Here is a 20,550-nt window from a genome sequence, read left to right on the forward strand (position 1 = left end):
GACTCTTGTCAGAGCTTCAAATCTTTCGATTTTCGTTCCGTTTTTTCCCCTTCCTTGCTGAAGGGAGTGCAAAGGTAAGAGGATAATTTTAACTTCCAATACTCTCTGCAAAATTTAATTTTTAAAGTTTCTCAGAGACTAAACCCGATCCGCTTTATCCCCCTTCCGTCCTGAAGGGAGCGCAAAGGTAAGAGATCATTTTTGACTTCCAAACCCTTTGCAAAATTTAATTTTTCAATACTTTCTGAGCCTTACGACTCTTCCCTTTTCCTCAGCCGTTCGCGTTGTTTGGGAGTGCAAATATCTACCTTTTATTCTTAACAACAAGACCTAATCCCAAAATATCCCTACAAAAGGCATAACTAACTGAATACAACCAGTAAAGATTTTTGAAATAAAATTGCGCTACGGAATCTGAAAAGACTACCATTCAACCTAGATCTTCTGTCAATATTCTATTCCTTGAAACAATCTCTTGAATTATTGAGGCTTGACTTAATATCTGAACGTAGGAAGCTCAGGATAATCCTTTTTACGCTGGTTGATGGGCGAAAAAACATACCTCAATGAAATCTCATGAGCTCCACCAGATACACGTTGGCCCAACTTTGAAATAGAGTAGTCAAAGCTATATCCTACGTCTAGCCCAGAGTCCATTTCAATTCCAATAAGCCCAATCAAGGACTCATTATTTGGCAAATTATACTTTGTAGGAAGACCGCGGTACCAAAAACCTAGGATCAAAGGTTCAAAATAAAACTCTGCTCCTAGGTCTAACTGATCAAAAGCGCCTTGAGACTTGTAATTAAATGCAAGTGCTAGTGAACGTTCCTGATCTGTATTATTGAAATAATCATTGATATTCCCTGGAGCTAGATTAAACCTGACTCCACCGTGCAGTGAATACTTGACCGGAAGTCTGTTTGAGTTCAATTCCAAATAACTAATCTGAGGCTCCAATAAATGAAAGGCAGAGAATCCAAACCAAAATTTATCTTCATAATATAAGAGTCCCGCATTTATATCTGCTGCCCTAAGGCGACTATCTCCCGAAAAGCCATCACCTGGCTCGCCGACTATTACTCCTTTATCTACATCTAACTGTGTTCCCAAAATAACTTGGTCAAAAAGCACATCTCTTGATAAAAAACTTCCCTGAGCTCCAACATGTAGAAAGCGCTTTTCAGCCAACCTAAGTCTATAACTATATACAAGACCAATTTCATCTGTCCTGCTTTGATTGAAAGACTCCCGAGCTCCCGAAACAATTATCCCAAACCCTGAATTGTATTTTTCAGAAAAATGATCTGCATATGCAGTGTATGCTATAAAGCTTTGATCCAATGCTGGCCATTGATTCCGGAAATTAACTCCTACCCTGGTAACCCCAGTACTCCCCGCTAATGCAGGGTTAAGATAAAAAGGATTGGCATAGAACTGCGAATACTGAACATCCTGACTGAAAGCCCTAGAAGTTAAAAGAAAGAGAAAAACAAATACTAGGTAAATTCTCATCATCTAATCAATTTGAATTTACCTGCTTTAGTCACCTTTTCTCCATCAGTGGCTATTCCATTATATCTATATACATAGAATCCTGCGTCCAACAATTTCTCATCCAACTTCCCATCCCAACCAATGGTGTTTATATCGTCCGTTTCAAAAATCAAATTCCCCCAAGTATTGAAAATCAAAAGCTGTCCTGAGACTAACCCTTTGGATTTTGGGACAAAAAATTGATTCTCATCTTTTAAAGGTGTGAAACCTGTAGGAAACATAAGTCTGTAGCTTCTCACTATTGAAACCCTCTTAACATCTGATGCTTCACATCCCCACTCATTAGTAATAGTAAGGATTACATCATAGTCTCCTTTTTTACCATATATATGTGTTGGGTTTTGCTCCGTAGATTTCGAACCATCACCAAAATCCCAATTCCAACTTATAGCATCTTCAGCCGACATATCCGAAAACTGGAACTCATCATCGGGGTAGAATCCTCCATCCTCCTCACCTTTCACTCCTGTTCCTAGTATTTCAAATTCGAAATCTGCCAACAACTCTTCCTCTAGAATCACTATTTGTAATGGTTCGGGCGATGAATAACAATCTAAATCAGCATGCTTAATCTGAAGTTCATACTCTCCAGCTATAGAGATTGCCTTCATTTCATCATTTAAATAAGTTTGTCCTTCTCCAGTAAGCTTATAGTCATAGGTAAGTGGGTCATAATTTGAAATACTAGTTGTCACATTCACAGACTGGCCGGGTGTGCAACCTACTAAAGGAGACATATAATCAAAGTCGGGGAATTCAGGAAAAGTCACCAAAACAGAATTGGAGATGGCTGGGCAATTCTTGCGATTATAAGCTTTCACCAAATACTCGCCTATTGTATTCGCAGTGAATTTTTCGGAAACAGCTCCTTCTATCAGCTCATCATCTTTATACCATTCGTAGCGCTCGTAGACTTCATCACCTTTAGATGTAAGTGTCACTGTTTCTCCTCCGCATAATCTCACTTCTTCCACTAAGACTGGGTTATCACCGACATATATACTTACTGGCTCTGGAGATTCTTGGATTTTCAATGTCATCGAATTGCCAACAGAGCTTTTTCCGTAGGTATCTGTAATGGTATAATAGACAGTGACGCTTTGATCTGTAAATCCCCTATTTGGAAAAAATGTAAAATCTCCGCCATTTGTTCCTGCAGTGAAAGTGCCTTGAGGTAATTCCAGCACTCTATTCTCCTCACGACATTTCCCTTGAGCACAGATGTCCTCACTTTCTTGTTCTATATCATCTAGGGATGCATAAAATTGCAGACATCTTATTTCAGAATTTTCATTCGGAAGAATCACTTCTTCATCTGTTATATAATAAGTGTTCTCTTGTCCTTCACAGGATGCAAAATCTGAGAAATCTACACCCGCCGGATTTTGCAAACCTTCATCATTGGACACTTCAACAATTAGATTTCTAATTTCATGGATATTTGTCTCTCCTCCAGTAGAAGCCGCAAAACCTATTTTCAGATTCTTTGAAGGCTCATATGGAAAAGGAACGCCTGGAAAAATAGTAATTGTCCTAGGTTCATTAGTTACAGTAGTAACTACCATTTCCAATTTCAAAAGACATCCTACGCCATTAGGATTGGGTTCTAATTCTAAAAAGACCTTTCGATAGCCTGGAATTGCTGGATCGGTTACCCTTCCAGTTCCTTGCCCACCAGAACTCAATGGGAATTGATATTCTACATCCAGTGCTAGGCCAAGCGATCCGGAAGGTGGATCCACGGTCATCTTCCCATTGACAAACTGATAGCCATTGAGACCTACCCCACTTTTTCTTATCGAAATACTATTAGGGTACAATCCATTTGGTGATCCAGAAAATCCTCCGATTTTGCCTTCGCTAGAATTACTATAATTCCCATAAGCATCAAAACCAATACCTAAGTAACCGCCTGTCATCCCAGGCACATTGTCTCTCTGAGTATATCCAAATGCACCACCGAAACCACCAGGTCTAAAGTTCTGCACGTCCGCATCAAAAAGGAATACTGTAAGTCCGTCTGCTCCACTCCCTCCATACATGAAGTATTCGAAGGAAGCTTTTATTCCATATGCTGGAGAAAAAGGAATATCAATATAAACGTAACCGTTTTGCTCTCTCTGCGCGTCTGTCAACCGCAGTACTCCATCAACCAATCTTGCACTACCTCCATAAACAGTCTCTGATCCAATTGATTCTTCAGCACTAAAAGTTTCACAGTAAGGAAAACCAACTTGTGAGTAGGAATTGAAAGACACCAAGTAGAGCGCGATGGCTAATATTAAAAATTTCAATGCTAGGCTAGGTTTTTGGGAAAGCCAAAATACACTTTAAACGCATAGAAATAAAAAAGCCCTTGATTTAAAATCAAGGGCTTCAAGTATAGCAAGCTCGATTAGCGCAAAATCGTTTGAGTACGATCTGGACCAACTGAAACTAATTTGATTGGAACATTCAATTCTGTTTCCAAGTATTCAACATATTCTCTCAATTCAGCAGGGAATGCATCATAAGAATGCATATTCTCCAAAGAGCAATTCCAACCTTTCATTGTTTTGTAAACAGGAGTTACTTCCTGCTCAGTAATCTCAAAGCTTAATTTGTCAATTTTCTCTCCAGTAGGAAGCTCATAATGTGTACAAACTTTGATCTCCTTAAAGATATTCAACACATCACCTTTCATCATAAAAAGCTGAGTAACGCCATTGATCATGATAGAATAGCGAAGAGCTGGTAAGTCTAGCCACCCACATCTTCTAGGGCGACCTGTAGTACTTCCAAATTCATTCCCCTCTTTTCTCATATCCTCACCATCCTGATCGAATAGCTCGGTGGGGAACGGTCCACTTCCTACTCGGGTACAGTATGCTTTGAAAATACCGAATACCTCACCGATTTTGGAAGGAGCAACTCCCAATCCTGTACATGCTCCTGCAGCCATAGTGCTGCTACTCGTCACAAATGGATAGCTACCGAAATCCACATCTAACAAAGATCCTTGTGCTCCTTCAGCAAGAATTCTCTTTTTGGAATCCAACGCTTCATTAACTACATATTCACTATCTATCAGATTTAAAGTTTTGAAAAACTCAACTGCTAAAAAGAATTGCTCTTCCATTCCTGGCAGTTCATCCAAAGGATGATTGTAGAATGAAAGCGTAGTTTTATGCTTAGCTACAAGTGCTTCGTATTTTTCTTTGAAATCAGGACTTAGGATATCCCCTACTCGTAGTGCTGTTCTTCCTATCTTATCCTGATAAGTTGGTCCGATACCTTTTAAGGTAGACCCAATTTTCTTATCACCTTTAGATTTCTCCGAAGCTGCATCAAGCAATTTATGTGTTGGGATGATAATCGTGGCTTTCTTAGAGATCACCAGGTTTTTCATATAATCGATAGAGAATTTACCCAATCCATCAATTTCCCTTTTTAGTACAATTGGATCGAGTACGACTCCATTGCCTATTATATTAAGTATCTGTGAGCGAAAAATCCCAGAAGGGATCTGATGCAGAACATGCTTGATCCCGTCAAATTCTAAGGTATGTCCAGCATTTGGACCTCCTTGAAAACGGGCTACAATTTCATAATCAGGCGCTAAAACGTCTACTATTTTTCCTTTTCCTTCATCTCCCCACTGGAGACCTAGAAGTACATCCATCTTCATTTGATGTGCGGTCTATCTGTTACACTAGTCTTTTTGAAGCGTGAAATTTGCGATAAGCACATAGAAAACCAAGGGAAAGGATGTAATTATTTGCGTCACGCAGAAAATGCTACGACTTAACTCTAGCATAAAAGTACCTGTATGATCTATTTTACTACTGACTTTTTGAACTCATCCACAGAGTCAAAAACTGTAAAAATATTATTCAGCTTAGTGATAATCAACAGCTTCTTCACATGATCAGATGGCGCAGTTAGGTAGACTTCACCGTCCTTATTTCTCATTTTCGTAAGCATCGTGATCAAAAGACCAATTCCACTGGAACTGATGTATCTCACTTCACTCAGGTCAACTACGAAATTCTTGGCTCCTTCTTCCACTGCATCGGAAACAACCTCCACCAATTTAGGTCCTACTTCATCTCCAATCAAATCACCCTGAATAAATAGGTAATGAGCAAGCTCATCCTTACTTGTATTATATGTCAATTTCATGTGATTACAATTTGTCTTTCAACGGTGTTTCTACTTTTCTATTTTCACAATTCTCTTTGAGACAATTGCCATACAATATTAAAGAGTGGTGAAGCACTTTAAAGTTCAGTATCTCGCCCACTGTATTTTGAATATTTTGGATTCTAGGATCACAAAATTCAAGCACCTGATTACAATCTGTGCAAATCAAGTGATCGTGCTGTTTAAAACCGTAGGACTTTTCAAATTGAGCTAGGTTTTTACCAAACTGATGTTTGGTCACCAAGTCACATTCAACCAATAAATCCAGCGTATTGTAAACAGTCGCTCGACTTACACGGTAATTCTTATTTTTCATACTGATGTAGAGAGACTCAACATCAAAATGTCCGGTACGGCTATAAATTTCTTCGAGGATAGCATAGCGCTCCGGTGTCTTACGGAGCTTCTTTGTTTCAAGATAAGCTGTAAATATCTTTTTTACCTCTTCGAAGTGATTTGTATTCAAAGGCATTAGCTGGGTATTTTTTCAAATATAACTTTTGTAAGTAAGAAAAGATTCATTGCATCAATCAAACCTTGAAACCTTTAATATCCCATCAACCTCAACTAGGTTTTCGATCAATTTATCAAGATGCTCTGTGCTATGCACATAGAGCTTAATTGTCCCTTCAAAAATCCCTGCATCTGAATCTACTGTGATAGAGCGCATATTCACTTTCAACTCATTTGAAATCACTTTGGTCACATCATTAATCAGTCCAACTCTGTCTGTTCCGATAATTCGTAATCCAGCGAGAAAGGCGATCTCTTTTTGACTTGTCCATCGAGCTTTTATTACTCTGTTCCCATGATTGGAAAGCAGTTCCAAGGCATTAGGACAAGATGTACGGTGAATTTTGATTCCTTCATTTACCGTCACAAAGCCAAAGACATCATCTCCAGGTATAGGGTTACAGCATTTTGCCAAAATGTAATCTACAACATCCATATCCTCTCCGATCAGTAGCTGATCATGATCTGGACCTTTCAGACTTTTTATCTCTTTGGTAAAAGAAGACTCATCTCTTACCTTCTCTTGGCTTGATTTATTTTGAAGCTTCTGCGTTGCCTTAAAATCTTTGAATGATTTGATCGAAGTCGGATCAATTGCGCCAATACCCACACGGAAATAGAATTCATTTGCGGTTTTCAGTTCGAAAAATGCCCGAAGCTTTTCTACAGATTCTGAATTGAATTCCATCTTCATCTGCTTCATCTTACGCTGGACTATCTCTCTCCCATCAAGAATCGCTGACTTCTTGTCCTCACGAAGCGCATCCTTAATTTTGGCTTTTGCTCTAGTTGTAACAACGTTATTAAGCCAATCTTCAGAAGGTTTTTGCTTGTTGGAAGTCAGAATTTCTACCTGATCTCCATTCTTTAGCTTATGGGAAATAGGCACCAATCGCTGATTGACTTTTGCTCCAATACATTTCGCACCTACTTCCGTATGGATTTCAAAAGCAAAATCCAATGCGGTAGAACCAAATGGAAGGACCTTCAAATCACCTTTTGGAGTAAATACGAAGACTTCATCATGGAATAAATTCCCTCTGAAATCATCCATAAATTCAATCGCATTCCCATCATTGGACTCCAACAAACCTCTCACTTGAGTAATCCAGTCATCTAGTCCGGAAGGTCCCTTGGAGTTTTCCTTGTCTTTGTATTTCCAATGGGCAGCATAGCCACGCTCAGCGATCTCATCCATTCGCTCGGTACGAATCTGAACTTCCACCCACTGACCAGTTCCACTCATTACCGTGGTATGAAGTGATTCATAGCCATTGGAGCGCGGTGTACTGATCCAATCTCGCAAGCGATCTGGATTTGGTCTATAAAAATCAGTGACGATAGAATACACTTGCCAGCAATCCGCCTTTTCACTATCCAGATCACTTTCAAGAATAATCCTTATCGCAAACAGGTCATATACTTCCTCAAATGGAATCCCCTGTTTCTTCATCTTATTATAGATCGAGAAAACAGATTTGGGCCTCCCTTTAATTGTGAATTGCAATCCTGTTCTATTGAGCTCCTCTTCTATAGGCAGAATGAAGCTACGAATGAATTTATTCCTGTAGGATTTTGATTCATTGATTTTGAAAACAATCTCCTTATAAGTTGCAGTATCTGTGTATTTCAGATAAAGGTCTTCCAATTCAGATTTAATCGCATAAAGCCCCAGTCTATGTGCCAAAGGGGCATACAAATACATGGTTTCCGATGCGATTTTCAGCTGCTTATGCCTAGGCATGCTAGACAGTGTTCTCATATTATTGAGTCTGTCCGCAAGTTTGATCAAAATCACACGTACGTCGTCTGAAAGTGTGAGGAGCATTTTCCGGAAATTCTCAGCTTGCTGTGAACTTCCGTATTCAAACACGCCAGCAATTTTGGTAAGACCATCTATAATAGTCATGACCTTGTAGCCAAACTCCCGTTCAATGTCTTCCAACTCCCATTCCGTATCCTCCACTACATCGTGAAGTAAGGCGGCTACGATTGAGGTCGTGCCCAATCCTATTTCCTCCACACATACTAACGCCACTTCAAGTGGGTGATAGATATACGGTTCGCCTGACTTGCGGCGCATATCTTTATGCGCGTCAAGGGATACATTAAAGGCTCTTTTTATCAATTTCGCATCACCATCTTTTAGAATTGGCTTTGCTTGTCTCAATAGCCTTCGGTAGCGCTTAAGTATTTCTTTTCTTTCTTCTTCGATGTCCACTTCAATCATACAGGAGGAATTTAATACAAAAATGGTGGTCTTAGTCCATGTTGCATCAAATGTTGAATATTTTTTTTAGTCTGCTATTGCATTTTATTTATTAGTACCTACATTTGCATCCACAATTCGATTTAGAATCGTTATTCTACTCTGAATTGTACGTATTGCGGATGTGGCGAAATTGGTAGACGCACTAGACTTAGGATCTAGCGCCGCGAGGCATGGGGGTTCGAGTCCCTCTATCCGCACTAAATACCGAACCCTCAATCACTCAACTGTCTTCAACAACAGGGTAGGGATTGGGGGTTTTTAGTTAATCTTCATTCTAAAATTTTGAGCTTTGGAAATCACACAAGACAAGCATTCAGCAAATCAAGCTTCAATTAAAATTAAATTAAACGAAGCAGATTACCAACCTAAGGTTGAGGCAAAACTTAAGGACTTTGCCAAAAAATCTAACATCAAAGGATTCAGACCTGGAAAGGCTCCTATGTCTATGGTGAAGGGCATGTACGGCACCTCTGTACTTGTAGAGGAAATCAATGCGATCCTTAGCGAATCCCTGAATACTTATTTGAAAGAACAATCTTTCAAAATCTTGGGAGACCCACTTCCACAAAATCAAAACGCTCCGATCGACTGGAAAACTCAAAAAGAGTTTGAATTTGACTACAAAATCGGATTCGTTGAGTCAGTAGATCTTACACTTGATCCAAAGATCAAAGCGACAAAATATTCTATCAAAGTAGACGATAATTTGATCAATGAAACTCTTGATAACCTTAAGTCTCAATATGGTAATAGTACCAACCCAGAAGTAAGCGAAGAAGGAGACCATATCTATGGTGACTTGAAGGCTACTGAAGGTGAATTGGAAAAAACTGTTTCTTTGGACTTGACTAAAATCACTAAGAAGCTTGCAGGTAAATTCATCGGACTTAGCAAAGAAGCTGTCGTAGAGTTCGACGCGAAGGATGTAAAGAAAGGTCAGTGGGAAGAGGCTTTCGGCCTTAGCGAAGAAGAGTCTGCAGACATCGATGGAGCGTTGACTATGACAGTAAAAAACATCAACAGAACTGAGACTGCCGAAATGAACCAAGAGTTCTTCGACAAAATCTTCGGTCCTGACGAAGTGAAATCAGAAGAAGAATTCATCACTAAAGTACGTGAAACACTTCAAGGTAACTACGACAGAGAATCCAAAGTATTCACTGAGGAGGAATTGAAAAAGGTATTGACTGAAGCTGCTAAGGTAGATCTTCCAGAAGCATTCTTGAAAGAGTGGCTTCTTATCGCCAATGAAGGCAAAGTATCTGAAGCGGATGTAGAAAAAGAATTCCCTATCTACGCAAGACAATTAACTTGGTCTTTGATCTCTAACGAGATTGCTACCAAAAATGAAGTAAAAGCAGAACACGAAGAAGTGATCGAGAAAACCAAGCAAATGGTTCGTGAACAATTCGCGTCTTCTGGACTTGGAGCGCAGATGGAAGACAGCATGGATATGTTCGTAGACAACTACCTTAAAGGTGAAGAAGGTCAAAACTATATGAACATGCTTACTTCAATTCAGAATGAAAAAGTCCTTGCTTTTGCACTTGACAAAATCAGTGTTAAAGAAAAGGATATAAGCATTGATGAATTCAAGGAACTTTTAGACAAGTAATTCGCTTAAATCATCATAAAAAAGTCCTTATTTAAGGGCTTTTTTTATTTTTGCTTACCACAACAAACTCGAAAGATGATCAACAAAGAAGAATTCCGGAAATACGCCATTCACAATCAAGGCGTAAGTGGTACTGCTTTTGACCAGTACACACAACATATTGAAAATATGACTCGCTCTGTAATCGAAGAGCGTCCTCAGAATTTCAGAGAGATTGACGTATTCTCCAGATTGATCATGGACCGCATCATTTTCTTAGGAACAGGTGTAGATGATCACGTTGCAAATATCATTGTAGCCCAGCTACTTTTCCTGGAGTCAGTAGATTCTAAGAAAGATGTGTTACTTTATGTCAATAGCCCAGGAGGATCTGTGACTGCAGGTCTAGGCATCTATGATACGATGCAATTTATCAATCCTGATGTAGCTACTATCTGTACAGGGATAGCTGCCTCTATGGGAGCTGTTTTACTTGCAGGCGGTGCAGCTGGCAAAAGATCTGCACTAAAGCATTCTAGAGTAATGATTCACCAGCCTTCAGGCGGTATGCAAGGAAAATCCACTGATATGGAGATTTCCTTAAAGCTCATTCTATCTATGCGTGAGGAATTATATGATATTCTAGCTGTGCATACTGGAAAAACTCCAGAAGTGATAGAGAAAGATTCCGAAAGAGATTATTGGCTTAAGGCAGAAGAAGCGAAAGCTTACGGCCTTATAGATGAAGTACTAGTTAAAAAACCAAAATAATGGCTCAAGTTACCTGCTCCTTTTGCGGTAGAAATAAGAAAGATGTAGATCTAATGGTGTCGGGTATCTCTGCGCACATTTGTAATTTCTGCATTGATCAAGCTCATCTGATCCTTGGTGAAGACGATAAAACCAAGAAACCAGGTACGGCAAAACCAAAAATCAAACTCAAGAAACCAAAGGAACTTACTGCCTACTTAGATCAATATGTGATTGGTCAGGAAGATGCTAAGAAGGTTTTGACTGTGGCTGTTTACAATCACTACAAGCGACTTTTCCAAAAGGACGAGAATGATGACGTGAAGATTGAGAAATCCAACATCATTATGGTAGGTGATACGGGTACAGGTAAAACCTATCTAGCCAAAACACTGGCCAAGACATTGGAAGTACCTTTCTGTATCGCTGATGCGACTGTATTGACCGAAGCTGGCTATGTAGGTGAGGATGTGGAAAGCATCTTGACCAGATTACTCCAGGCTGCAGATTACAATGTAGAAGCGGCTGAGCGCGGAATCGTATACATAGATGAGTTGGACAAAATCGCAAGAAAGTCCGACAATCCTTCTATCACACGAGATGTGAGTGGTGAAGGTGTACAACAAGCTATGCTAAAGCTATTGGAAGGCACTATTGTAAACGTACCACCTCAAGGAGGACGTAAGCATCCAGATCAGAAGATGATCGCTGTGAATACGGAGAACATTCTCTTTATTTGTGGTGGAGCTTTTGATGGAATTTCTAGACATATTGGAAAGCGACTGAATACCCAGCCAATGGGATTCAGCAAAGCTGCTGCAGATGCAGTCGCAGATCGAGAAAACTTATTGCAATATGTGACAGCTCAGGATTTGAAGGCTTTTGGATTAATTCCAGAATTGATCGGACGCCTTCCTGTATTGACTCATTTGGACCCTCTTCATGCAGATGCCTTGAAAAGAATCCTTACAGAGCCTAAAAATGCGTTGGTGAAGCAATATGCTAAGTTGCTTAACTATGAAGGAGTGAAAATCACTTTCGAAGAAAGTGGGATTGATTTCATCGTAGAGAAGGCAGTAGAGTTCAATCTTGGTGCAAGAGGATTGAGATCAATTTGCGAAGCAATCATTACAGATGCGATGTATGAAATTCCTTCCGATGATTCTATCAAAGAATTAATTATAGATGCTAAATACGCTCATGAAAAATTCGATAAATCGAAGTTTAAGCGACTCCAAGTAGCTTAAAATTTGATGATTCAACCAAAAGCCTCGATTAAATAATAATCGAGGCTTTTTTTTGCTCTTTAAAGACAACGTCATTTACCAATTTTTTCTATTTGATAAAAGGCTGGGTTAAGTTGAACTTGCCTTATTGCCATTTCGCCATTTGAATTAGATATAATGGGAAAGAGCATAGTCTCATCAAAACCTATACGATACAAATTGCTCATTTTTGAATAAGCCATAATCTGCTTTTCCTTAATAAAAAGTAGATAGTAGTGAAAATCTGAATACTCCATTTCAGTTAGAATAAACTTTACAACAGAGGTGTTTCTCAAATTCAAACGCGCGAAATTGCTGTATTGAGAGTAAGGTTTAATAACTATAATACTATCCCAATCACTTTTTATAAAGACCTGAGACAAGTCTAAACGTCGCTCGTTTACTCCAGAATTGAAATTCAAATCTGATATGATTTCTTCAAAATCAGCATCATAGTCATATGAATCTGGCTCAAACCTTCCACATGAAAAAAGAATTGCCAAGCAAATGAGCATAGAGAGAAATTTAGGAATCATCTTCATTTTAATGAAATGAATCGCTGTGATTTCAAATTTTTCAAACGTAGGACAAAATAAGTCCAGCCGCAGTATCCGAAGCACTTCCCTCTCCAATTTGTTCTTTGATCAAATCATATCCCTGCAGCATATGACCTCTGTAAACTTGATTTCCTAAAATCTGCTGCAATTCAGCCTTTAAATTCGGAATAGAAAAATTATTTTGAATAAGCTCTTTAACCACTTGCTTATCCGCAATAAGATTGACTAAAGAAATATAAGGGACACGAATCAAATTCTTGGCAATCGCATATGAGACAGAACTAGTCCGATACACTACTATCTGAGGAACTCTAAACAAAGCAGTTTCTAAAGTTGCCGTGCCAGATGTGACCACGGCTGCAATAGCATGAGAAAGCAAATCGTATGTCTGGTCAAAGATCACTCGAATACCAGCATCTATTCCTCTCTGGTAAATATTAATCCCTAAATCTCCAACTCCAGCAATCACAAACTGAGCATTAGGAAATTCTTTTACTAACTCCACCATACGATCTAGCATAGCATTAATCTCCTGCGCCCTACTGCCTGGAAGTAATGCAATAATAGGCTGGTAGCTAAGCTCATTTTTTTGAAAGAAAAATTCATGTGGGGTAAACTTAGCTATCTCGTCCAGTAAAGGATTTCCTACATAGTGAACCTTCATGTCATACTTTTCAAAAAAAGGCGTCTCAAAAGGCAAGATTGAATAGACCTGATCAGTAGTAGCCTTAAGTTTTAATGCTCGCTTTTGATTCCAAGCCCAAACTTTCGGAGGAATATAATAATGGACAGGGATATTATTTTCCTTAGCGAAAGCTGCAATTTTCATATTAAAACCACCGTAATCAACTAGAATGATAGCATCAGGCTTGTAAGCCAGGATATCATTCTTTACTAGTTTCAGATATTTCAGGACTTTTCGAAAACCTAATACCACTTCCAAAAAACCCATCAGAGCTACTTCCGCATAATCAACCGCTATTTCTACGCCAGCATCTTTGGAATAGCTTCCTCCCATCCCACGAATCTTCAAGGTAGAATCTTTGGCCAAAAGAGATCGTACCAAGTTTGATGCATGCAGATCACCTGAGCGCTCTCCGGAGATGATGTATAGTTTTTTAAATGGAGTCAAATCTGGTGTTTGTAAGTTGTAAATGGTGAGTAGTTAGTAGTAGAATTCGTTAGGAGGAATTCTTTAGTATTAAAGATTATCTCTTTCCAAATGTGCAAAATAGATCTGCTTTAGACATCATCGCATTAAGCTTTAAGTTAATAACCTCGCAGGATTTAACGATTAAATCTCTTTTCTGGTCACTGACTAGCTCGCAATCAAATGCCACTTCAATCCAATGCTGAGTCTCATATTGTTCAGCATCGGAATCTGTAAGCTTAGAAATGAGATGGTTGATATACCTCCTTTTAGCCCAGCTTTCAGCAATCTGCGCTCCTACCGACCTTGAAGACCTTCTTATTTGATCAATCAAAGAGAACTTTTCCTCTTTCGGGAAATTCTTGGATATCCTATATACATCTTTCGCTAATTGTCTTGACAATTTGTAAACATCAAGTTCATAGTAAAAATTTACGTAAGCCATAAGTTTTAAGGTATAAAATTAACTATACAAAAATTACGACTTACTACTGACAATTCACAAAAATTTCACTCGCCAAAGTACTCCACAAAATTCCTCGGAGTTTCATAAAGAGTAAGCTTATGTAGCCCTCCATGTGAAGTGATTTCATTCACCGCAGGCTCAAGGATCTTCCAGAACTCCATGATTAGATTTTCACAGCTGGCTAATTTGCCCTCCATAAAATCTACATCTACATTCAGATTTTTATGATCAACTCGCTCTATAACTAAGTTTCGAATAATGGTACTGAGCTTTTTCAGATCCACCACAAAGCCAGTGTCAGGATCTGGTAAACCCTTCACCATCACGATCAATTCAAAGTTGTGACCATGCCAGTTGACATTGGCGCAAGGGCCAAATACCTCTACATTCTTTTCATCCGACCACTTTGGATTCCAAAGTTTATGGGCTGCATTGAAGTGTTCTTTTCTACAAACGTAAATCATCTCTAATAGGAATAGGCCGCAAAGTTAACCAGAAGATGCGGAAAATGGAATTCATGACAAATCATTAGGAGAAATTGATTTTTCAAGTACAAAAAAAGCCATCCCGAAAATTCGGGATGGCTTTATAATCATTGCCTAGAAGGCAAACGTTATAAGCTTATTTCTTCACATAAGTCTCAGTCATGGTACGTGACCCTACTGTATACTTAACATGAATAGTTTTAGTTGCTGGATCCCAAAAGTTCTCAGGATAATTTGTAGCATTTCCTAAACCTGAAACAGAAATAACACTTGCGTAATTATTTACTGGATCAATTTCAATGATAGTCTGGTTAGAGTAAACTCCAATCAAATTTGAAGTAGTTCTGAACTCTCCAATAGTTGTCATGTGAACTACGTTAGTCCCAGAACCTAGAGAACCAGAATAGGTATGGTCATAATCACCAGCCCACTGATTATTAGGAATCACAGCATAAATCATGTGTCCAAAGTTTCCACTTACTACACCGCTAGATGCAGAAGATATCTTCAATGGAATAGCATAATTTGCATCAAACTTAAATTTATCAGGTTTCACATCAATCATGAAACTAACTCTTTTCTCTCCTTTTGGAATAGTAACAGATACAGTAGAACCTCCACCTGGTAGAGTATAACTACCTGCATCCAACATAACATATTGATCCACACCGGTAAGACCTTGATCAGCATTATATGTTGGAAGATCTGAAGGAGAAAGCTCAACCGTCACAACTAAATCCTCTGGAGCATTGTAAGCACCAGAATATTGCACGATTACTTCGATTTGATCTGCAGGTACAGCCTCAAACGTAAGTTTATTCAAAGGGTAAACACTCCCTACTGCTACTAGTGGCGCTTGCTCTACAAACTCAATAATACCAGTAGTTTTCTCAGGATCAAATAAAGGATCCTCATCCAAGCAGGAAGTCAGTGTCAATGCAGCAACACCAAACATCCCTATTCTATATAATATATTTTTCATATGTATTTCTATTAATTATGGATTATTGGGCTTGCCAGAATACCAAGCTAGAAAACTGATCAATTCCTGTTGGAACATTTTCAGGATTCAACTGGAATTCAGAAGAAGCGTAAAGATATCTTACTGGCAATTTATCAGCTCTTGGAGATGACGATAAAATAGAAGCAAAGCTCAAATTTGGATTTGCAGAACCATTCACAATTTTAGGATATCCAGTTCTTCTGAAATCAGCCCAAGACTCATGACCATTTACAAAATTATTAGCTATATACTTCTGTGTAATAATTGCTTCCAATTTCTCAGCTTGAGAACTTGCTAGGTTGTAATTAACCAAATAGCTAGTTGCGTTGTCAGCTTTGTATGTTGCCAGTTGAGTTGCGAGACTGACACCTGCTGGAAGAGCTCCTGCAATGTCTGAATACAAATACCTAAATGAGGCAGTAACACCATTCTCGAAAGCTTTAAGATCATCTCCTGCAAGGAAACCTTTCATATAAGCTTCAGCTTGAAGCAAATAAGATTCAGCTGCTAACATAATAGGAAAACCAGCAGTTCTGCCTTTTAGAAGCCCATTTGTAGCCACCGCATTTGTACCAGTACCGGTCCCAACGAACCAAGCAGTCTGGCTTGCAAGTGCTGCAGGATTGTCAACTAAATTACCTAATTGTCCTGTAGGTGTGCTATTGTTAAAACTACGGTAAGTTAGAGGACCTCTAGCATTATCGGTAAGTTTAGTACCGTTATAGAAGCTATAAACATATTTACTAGGAATAGCTGATCTACCTGAACCTGACAACGTACCTGCCGCATTCGAGTGATATCTCTCCCAAAGCGGGTTTTGTTTACCTGCAGTAGCTATGTAACCTGGGTTAACTTTAGCATCTTCTGTCATAAAGCCAACCGTAGTATTCATTGCAGCAAATTCTGTTGTAGCGAATGCACTAGTTTCAGAAGAAGCAGCCATTTTCAATAGCATTCTAAGCTTTATTGTGTTAGCAAATTTAGCCCACTTACTTACACTACCACCGAATACTACGTCAGCAGAACCAAGGCTATTTGCACCTTTTGCATTCGTGAAAATATCAATAGCACTATTCAACTGAGACACCAAATCTTTGTACACCTCAGTTTGGCTATCATAAGTAGGAGTTACGTTCGCTGCTCCTTTAAGACCTTCGCTATAAGGAACATCTCCGAAAACATCAACCAACATCGCATAGTTGAAAGCCTTCATAACTCTAGCTACACCGTTAAAGTATGCTAAGCTTGGATCTTCAGCAGTTGTATTCAGGATGTACTCATAGTTAATAAGATCATCATAAGTAGCAGACCAAAGCCCATTATAGGAAGTAGTAGTCATGTTATAAGTAACAGTCGCACCCCATCCACCATAACCGCCAGCATTGACAGTATAACCATTAATCCACATCGCACTAGTATGGAAATTCATGAACAGGTTAGCAGAACTTGTCAGTGCATTTGGCAATACAAGCTCAGGCGTAGCCGAAGTTGCTGAATTAGGATTCACATTATCTCCTAGAAATGACTCACATGAGGTGAGGGAGATAAAGGAAGCAAGAATAAATATTCTTAATATATTTTTCATTTCTATTTAATTAAAATGTTAATGTAATAGAACCACCGTAGAATCTAGTTGGAGGTGTTGCAGATAGCGTTACAATACCTACAGCATTTCCGTCAGAGAAGTTGAAATCTGGATCCGTGTAAATATTTGAATTTGGAGTGAAGATCAACAAGTTTCTACCCTGAGCTGTAATAGTAGCACCTTGGATAAAACCAACTCTACTCATTAAGCTAGCTGGGAAGTCGTAAGAAATCGCAACCTCTCTCAATTTCCAGTAAGCACCGTCAATTAGGTAGTTCTCTGCTACGTTTCTTCTAAATGAACCATCTGTCCAGAAACCAGCACCACCGTCTGTTACAGTAACATTTGTGTTTTCAATGTATGTTCCTGGACTCTCAGGATTCTCATAAGATGAGTTCGGAATTACAAAACGCTCTCTATTGAAGTAAGTAGTAGTAATACCTGATCCAGAGAAGTCAAATGATCCACCTCCACTGTAATAAATATTATATCCACCTCTGTATTCAGCAAGGGCATACAATCTAAATCCTTTATAAAGTATTTCAGTATTCAGACCCAATCTATGTCTAGGCTGAGTATTACCAAGCTGCACTTGACCTTCAGCTACACTTGGATATCCAGAGTTAGCATCTACAATAATTCTTCCCTGGTCATCTCTCTTGTAAACAGATCCTATCAACATAGGGTAAGGCTGTCCTTCGATAGCATATACTTGCGCATTACCACCACTAGAAAGAGCTAGTCTATCCAAATCGTCAGCAATCTCTTTCACATAGTTATCATTGAAAGTATAATTGGCTCCAATGTTTATCTGGAAGTTATTTCTAGCGAAAGCTGTTACGTTCAACATTGTTTCAAACCCTTGGTTTGCAACAATACCAGTATTCTGTAGGTAGGAAGAAAATCCTGTAGCTGAAGAAACACCAGTTGAAATCGTTTGATTTTCAGTTTCTGACTGATAGTAAGTGAATGCACCGTTAACTTTTCCGTCAAATAAGATGAAATCTGTACCCAACTCAAAAGAAGTAGTAATCTCTGGCTCAAGGTCAGCAGCAACAAGACGATTATCCAAAGAATAACCTGAAAGGCTACCATAAGGGAATCCTGAAGAAGGGCTGAAAGTAGGATCTAACTGGTAAGGATCCAAGTTAACTTGTCCTACCTGAGAAATACCACCTCTAACTTTGAACTGAGAGATAACTTTACCTTTGATAGAAGGAAAAGCATCAGAAGCTACGAATGAAACGTTTGCTGCAGGATAGAAGAATGATCTGTTAGCTTTAGAAAGAGTAGAAACCCAATCATTTCTTCCTGTCAATTCAAGGAACAAGTAATCTTTGTATGCAGTCTTGAACTGTGCAAATACACCTATTTGGCTAGATTCAAAGTTACTTTCACTTGCACCAGCCTCACCTACTCTGTTTGACACATTGTAAAGGCCTGGAATTACAAGGCCATTAGCACTTACACCAACACTTTTAGATTGATTTTTTCTCAATTGGTTACCAAGTAATAAATTGAAGAACAAATCTTCACCAACTGGCTTCTTCAAATTGATCAAGAAATCAGAGATAAGTTGATTGCTATAACCAGCTCCATCAGAAACACCGCCTGCGATATCAGTTTTTGCAGAAGATATACCTTTAGTATAATCTGTGAAAGTGAATTTCCCAGTTGTATTCTTATTGTAATAGCTTCTGTTAGATATACCTACACGGTAAGTGAAATCCACCCACGTTAAAGGCTTATATTTCAATTCAACGTTACCTACGATATAATCATTGCCAGAATTCTGACGACTGTTATCCGCTTGGAAATATGGATTGTCATAATACTCATTATAGTATCCATTAGGGTTAGCAAATGGATCATTTCTCCAATCTTTATAACTAGTCAATGGAATATGAGCTGGAGTCTGAAGGATTTGATCATACATGCTACCAGTGGCAGTAGTAATGTCATATCTATTCTGTACGTAGTTTGTAGATACGTTCAACGCCAATTTGTCAGTGAATTTTCTTGTACTGTTGAAACGAATAGACGCTCTAGTGTACTGATCACCTGGTGTAGTACCGTCATTTGTAAGATACTGTGCGGAGAAGAAATTTGTTGACTTGTCGTCACCACCACTTACAGAAAGATCTGTTTGATTGGTCACACCAGTTTCCCAGAAATCATTTTTAGAATTTGTATTAGCATAAGGAACAGTCTGAATAGAACCATCTTCCAAAGGCTTACCAATTTCTACCATAGATCCATCGAATCTTGGACCGTACTGCTGATTCTCATAAGGAACGTAATCATGAGGATATCCACCTGCATAACCAGAACCGAATGAATCCTGAATCTGAGGATAGAAACTCACTTGCTCAAGATTAACAGTATGTCCTACTGTTACTCTTGGAGCTCCAGATTTACCTTTCTTGGTAACGATAATCAATGCACCGTTAGATGCAGCAGAACCGTAAAGAGCGGCAGCGTTAGCACCATTAAGTACAGTGATTTCTTGAATATCCTGAGGATTAAGATTTCCCAAAATAGAATTAGGAACAATTACGTTATCCACAACAATCAAGGCTTCGTTATCACCAGTCAAAGAACGGCTACCTCTCAATATAACTCTAACGTTAGGATTTACACCCGAACCAGTTGTATTGATTTGTAGACCTGCAACTTTACCAGTCAAACCAGCAGCTACGTTAGCAGCTCTACCTTGAGCCACATCGCGAGTCTCGATACTTGTAGCATTGTAACCCATTTCTATTCTTCTGGATTCAATACCTGCAGCACCCGTGATCACAACTTCACTCAAACTCTGTACATCTGGCTGAAGAACAACGTCGATTACAGATTGCTGACCAATTTGAATCTCTTGCGTGTTAGTTCCAATAAAACTAAACACCAATACTTTCCCGTCAGTAGGGATGGTCAATGCGTACTTACCATCAATGTCTGTGGCAGTACCTACACTAGTACCTTTAACTAATACGGTTGCGCCTGGGATTGGCTGACCGTCTTCGCCCGAAGATACTATTCCGGTTACTTTACGCCCCTGTGCAAATGCCACAGCACTTACTAGGAAAAGCGAAAGCCCTAGGAGTAAAATTTTCTTCATAAGTAATATGATTTGGTTTATATTATACCCAATGATATTCTTATTGATGCAATATC

At 38.9% G+C, this 20,550-nt stretch carries 16 protein-coding genes and 1 tRNA gene; 4 read left to right on the forward strand and 13 right to left on the reverse strand.

From position 1 onward, the window contains the following. Positions 1-495 precede the first annotated feature (495 nt). The 6 genes from BM291_RS20290 to BM291_RS20315 form a co-directional block, all read right to left on the reverse strand. Positions 496-1,518 (reverse strand): PorP/SprF family type IX secretion system membrane protein, encoded by a 1,023-nt coding sequence (locus BM291_RS20290; protein ID WP_092901297.1) that lies wholly within the window; start codon positions 1,516-1,518, stop codon positions 496-498. Next, a complete protein-coding gene (locus BM291_RS20295; RefSeq protein ID WP_092901300.1) occupies positions 1,515-3,851 on the reverse strand; it encodes a PKD domain-containing protein in 2,337 nt (778 codons plus the stop codon). The genes BM291_RS20290 and BM291_RS20295 overlap by 4 nt, the downstream gene beginning before the upstream one ends. A 101-nt stretch (positions 3,852-3,952) precedes the next feature. After that, positions 3,953-5,224, reverse strand: coding sequence for an adenylosuccinate synthase (locus BM291_RS20300; protein WP_092901303.1), 1,272 nt, complete (start codon positions 5,222-5,224; stop codon positions 3,953-3,955). Between the two features lie 146 nt (positions 5,225-5,370). Beyond that, positions 5,371-5,718, reverse strand: a complete 348-nt coding sequence (locus BM291_RS20305) for an STAS domain-containing protein (RefSeq protein ID WP_092901307.1) — start codon at positions 5,716-5,718, stop codon at positions 5,371-5,373. A 4-nt stretch (positions 5,719-5,722) separates the two neighbouring features. Next, positions 5,723-6,211, reverse strand: coding sequence for a Fur family transcriptional regulator (locus tag BM291_RS20310; protein ID WP_092901310.1), 489 nt, complete (start codon positions 6,209-6,211; stop codon positions 5,723-5,725). A gap of 54 nt (positions 6,212-6,265) precedes the next feature. After that, positions 6,266-8,482: a RelA/SpoT family protein gene (locus BM291_RS20315; RefSeq protein ID WP_092901313.1), complete on the reverse strand. Its 2,217-nt coding sequence runs from the start codon at positions 8,480-8,482 to the stop codon at positions 6,266-6,268. A gap of 157 nt (positions 8,483-8,639) precedes the next feature. Here BM291_RS20315 and BM291_RS20320 point away from each other — a divergent pair. From BM291_RS20320 to clpX, 4 genes are all read left to right on the forward strand, one after another. Continuing rightward, positions 8,640-8,721: transfer RNA gene (locus tag BM291_RS20320), tRNA-Leu, on the forward strand. A gap of 92 nt (positions 8,722-8,813) precedes the next feature. Then, complete coding sequence (gene tig / locus BM291_RS20325; RefSeq protein ID WP_092901316.1) at positions 8,814-10,139, forward strand: trigger factor; 1,326 nt, start codon at positions 8,814-8,816, stop codon at positions 10,137-10,139. 75 nt (positions 10,140-10,214) lie between these two features. Further along, positions 10,215-10,889, forward strand: a complete 675-nt coding sequence (locus tag BM291_RS20330) for a ClpP family protease (RefSeq protein WP_092901319.1) — start codon at positions 10,215-10,217, stop codon at positions 10,887-10,889. Beyond that, positions 10,889-12,115: an ATP-dependent Clp protease ATP-binding subunit ClpX gene (gene clpX / locus BM291_RS20335; RefSeq protein WP_092901322.1), complete on the forward strand. Its 1,227-nt coding sequence runs from the start codon at positions 10,889-10,891 to the stop codon at positions 12,113-12,115. The genes BM291_RS20330 and clpX overlap by 1 nt, the downstream gene beginning before the upstream one ends. A 71-nt stretch (positions 12,116-12,186) precedes the next feature. On the opposite strand, the gene BM291_RS20340 is transcribed toward clpX, so the two are convergent. From BM291_RS20340 to BM291_RS20370, 7 genes are all read right to left on the reverse strand, one after another. Then, positions 12,187-12,648, reverse strand: coding sequence for a hypothetical protein (locus tag BM291_RS20340; RefSeq protein WP_139229156.1), 462 nt, complete (start codon positions 12,646-12,648; stop codon positions 12,187-12,189). A gap of 61 nt (positions 12,649-12,709) precedes the next feature. Next, positions 12,710-13,822 (reverse strand): lipid-A-disaccharide synthase, encoded by a 1,113-nt coding sequence (gene lpxB / locus BM291_RS20345; RefSeq protein ID WP_092901328.1) that lies wholly within the window; start codon positions 13,820-13,822, stop codon positions 12,710-12,712. A gap of 76 nt (positions 13,823-13,898) precedes the next feature. After that, the gene (locus tag BM291_RS20350) at positions 13,899-14,285 is read right to left on the reverse strand and encodes a four helix bundle protein (protein ID WP_092901331.1); all 387 of its coding nucleotides are present in this window, start codon (positions 14,283-14,285) and stop codon (positions 13,899-13,901) included. 65 nt (positions 14,286-14,350) lie between these two features. Continuing rightward, positions 14,351-14,770, reverse strand: coding sequence for a 6-pyruvoyl trahydropterin synthase family protein (locus BM291_RS20355; protein WP_092901334.1), 420 nt, complete (start codon positions 14,768-14,770; stop codon positions 14,351-14,353). Positions 14,771-14,927: 157 nt separating this feature from the next. Next, a complete protein-coding gene (locus tag BM291_RS20360; protein ID WP_092901337.1) occupies positions 14,928-15,773 on the reverse strand; it encodes a DUF1735 domain-containing protein in 846 nt (281 codons plus the stop codon). A 22-nt stretch (positions 15,774-15,795) separates the two neighbouring features. Continuing rightward, the gene (locus BM291_RS20365) at positions 15,796-17,379 is read right to left on the reverse strand and encodes a SusD/RagB family nutrient-binding outer membrane lipoprotein (protein ID WP_092901340.1); all 1,584 of its coding nucleotides are present in this window, start codon (positions 17,377-17,379) and stop codon (positions 15,796-15,798) included. A gap of 10 nt (positions 17,380-17,389) precedes the next feature. Then, positions 17,390-20,494: a SusC/RagA family TonB-linked outer membrane protein gene (locus BM291_RS20370; RefSeq protein WP_092901343.1), complete on the reverse strand. Its 3,105-nt coding sequence runs from the start codon at positions 20,492-20,494 to the stop codon at positions 17,390-17,392. Positions 20,495-20,550 lie beyond the last annotated feature (56 nt).

Source organism: Algoriphagus aquimarinus (assembly GCF_900112005.1).
In the GTDB taxonomy this organism is placed as follows: domain Bacteria; phylum Bacteroidota; class Bacteroidia; order Cytophagales; family Cyclobacteriaceae; genus Algoriphagus; species Algoriphagus aquimarinus.

Bases quoted from the DNA above. Each gene is read 5' to 3' on its own strand.
- BM291_RS20365 (WP_092901340.1), bottom strand. From the start codon at position 17,379: ATGAAAAATATATTAAGAATATTTATTCTTGCTTCCTTTATCTCCCTC.
- BM291_RS20315 (WP_092901313.1), bottom strand. From the start codon at position 8,482: ATGATTGAAGTGGACATCGAAGAAGAAAGAAAAGAAATACTTAAGCGC.
- BM291_RS20290 (WP_092901297.1), bottom strand. From the start codon at position 1,518: ATGATGAGAATTTACCTAGTATTTGTTTTTCTCTTTCTTTTAACTTCT.
- BM291_RS20360 (WP_092901337.1), bottom strand. From the start codon at position 15,773: ATGAAAAATATATTATATAGAATAGGGATGTTTGGTGTTGCTGCATTG.
- BM291_RS20330 (WP_092901319.1), top strand. From the start codon at position 10,215: ATGATCAACAAAGAAGAATTCCGGAAATACGCCATTCACAATCAAGGC.
- BM291_RS20300 (WP_092901303.1), bottom strand. From the start codon at position 5,224: ATGAAGATGGATGTACTTCTAGGTCTCCAGTGGGGAGATGAAGGAAAA.
- BM291_RS20310 (WP_092901310.1), bottom strand. From the start codon at position 6,211: ATGCCTTTGAATACAAATCACTTCGAAGAGGTAAAAAAGATATTTACA.
- BM291_RS20305 (WP_092901307.1), bottom strand. From the start codon at position 5,718: ATGAAATTGACATATAATACAAGTAAGGATGAGCTTGCTCATTACCTA.
- BM291_RS20370 (WP_092901343.1), bottom strand. From the start codon at position 20,494: ATGAAGAAAATTTTACTCCTAGGGCTTTCGCTTTTCCTAGTAAGTGCT.
- BM291_RS20355 (WP_092901334.1), bottom strand. From the start codon at position 14,770: ATGATTTACGTTTGTAGAAAAGAACACTTCAATGCAGCCCATAAACTT.
- BM291_RS20350 (WP_092901331.1), bottom strand. From the start codon at position 14,285: ATGGCTTACGTAAATTTTTACTATGAACTTGATGTTTACAAATTGTCA.
- BM291_RS20340 (WP_139229156.1), bottom strand. From the start codon at position 12,648: ATGCTCATTTGCTTGGCAATTCTTTTTTCATGTGGAAGGTTTGAGCCA.
- clpX (WP_092901322.1), top strand. From the start codon at position 10,889: ATGGCTCAAGTTACCTGCTCCTTTTGCGGTAGAAATAAGAAAGATGTA.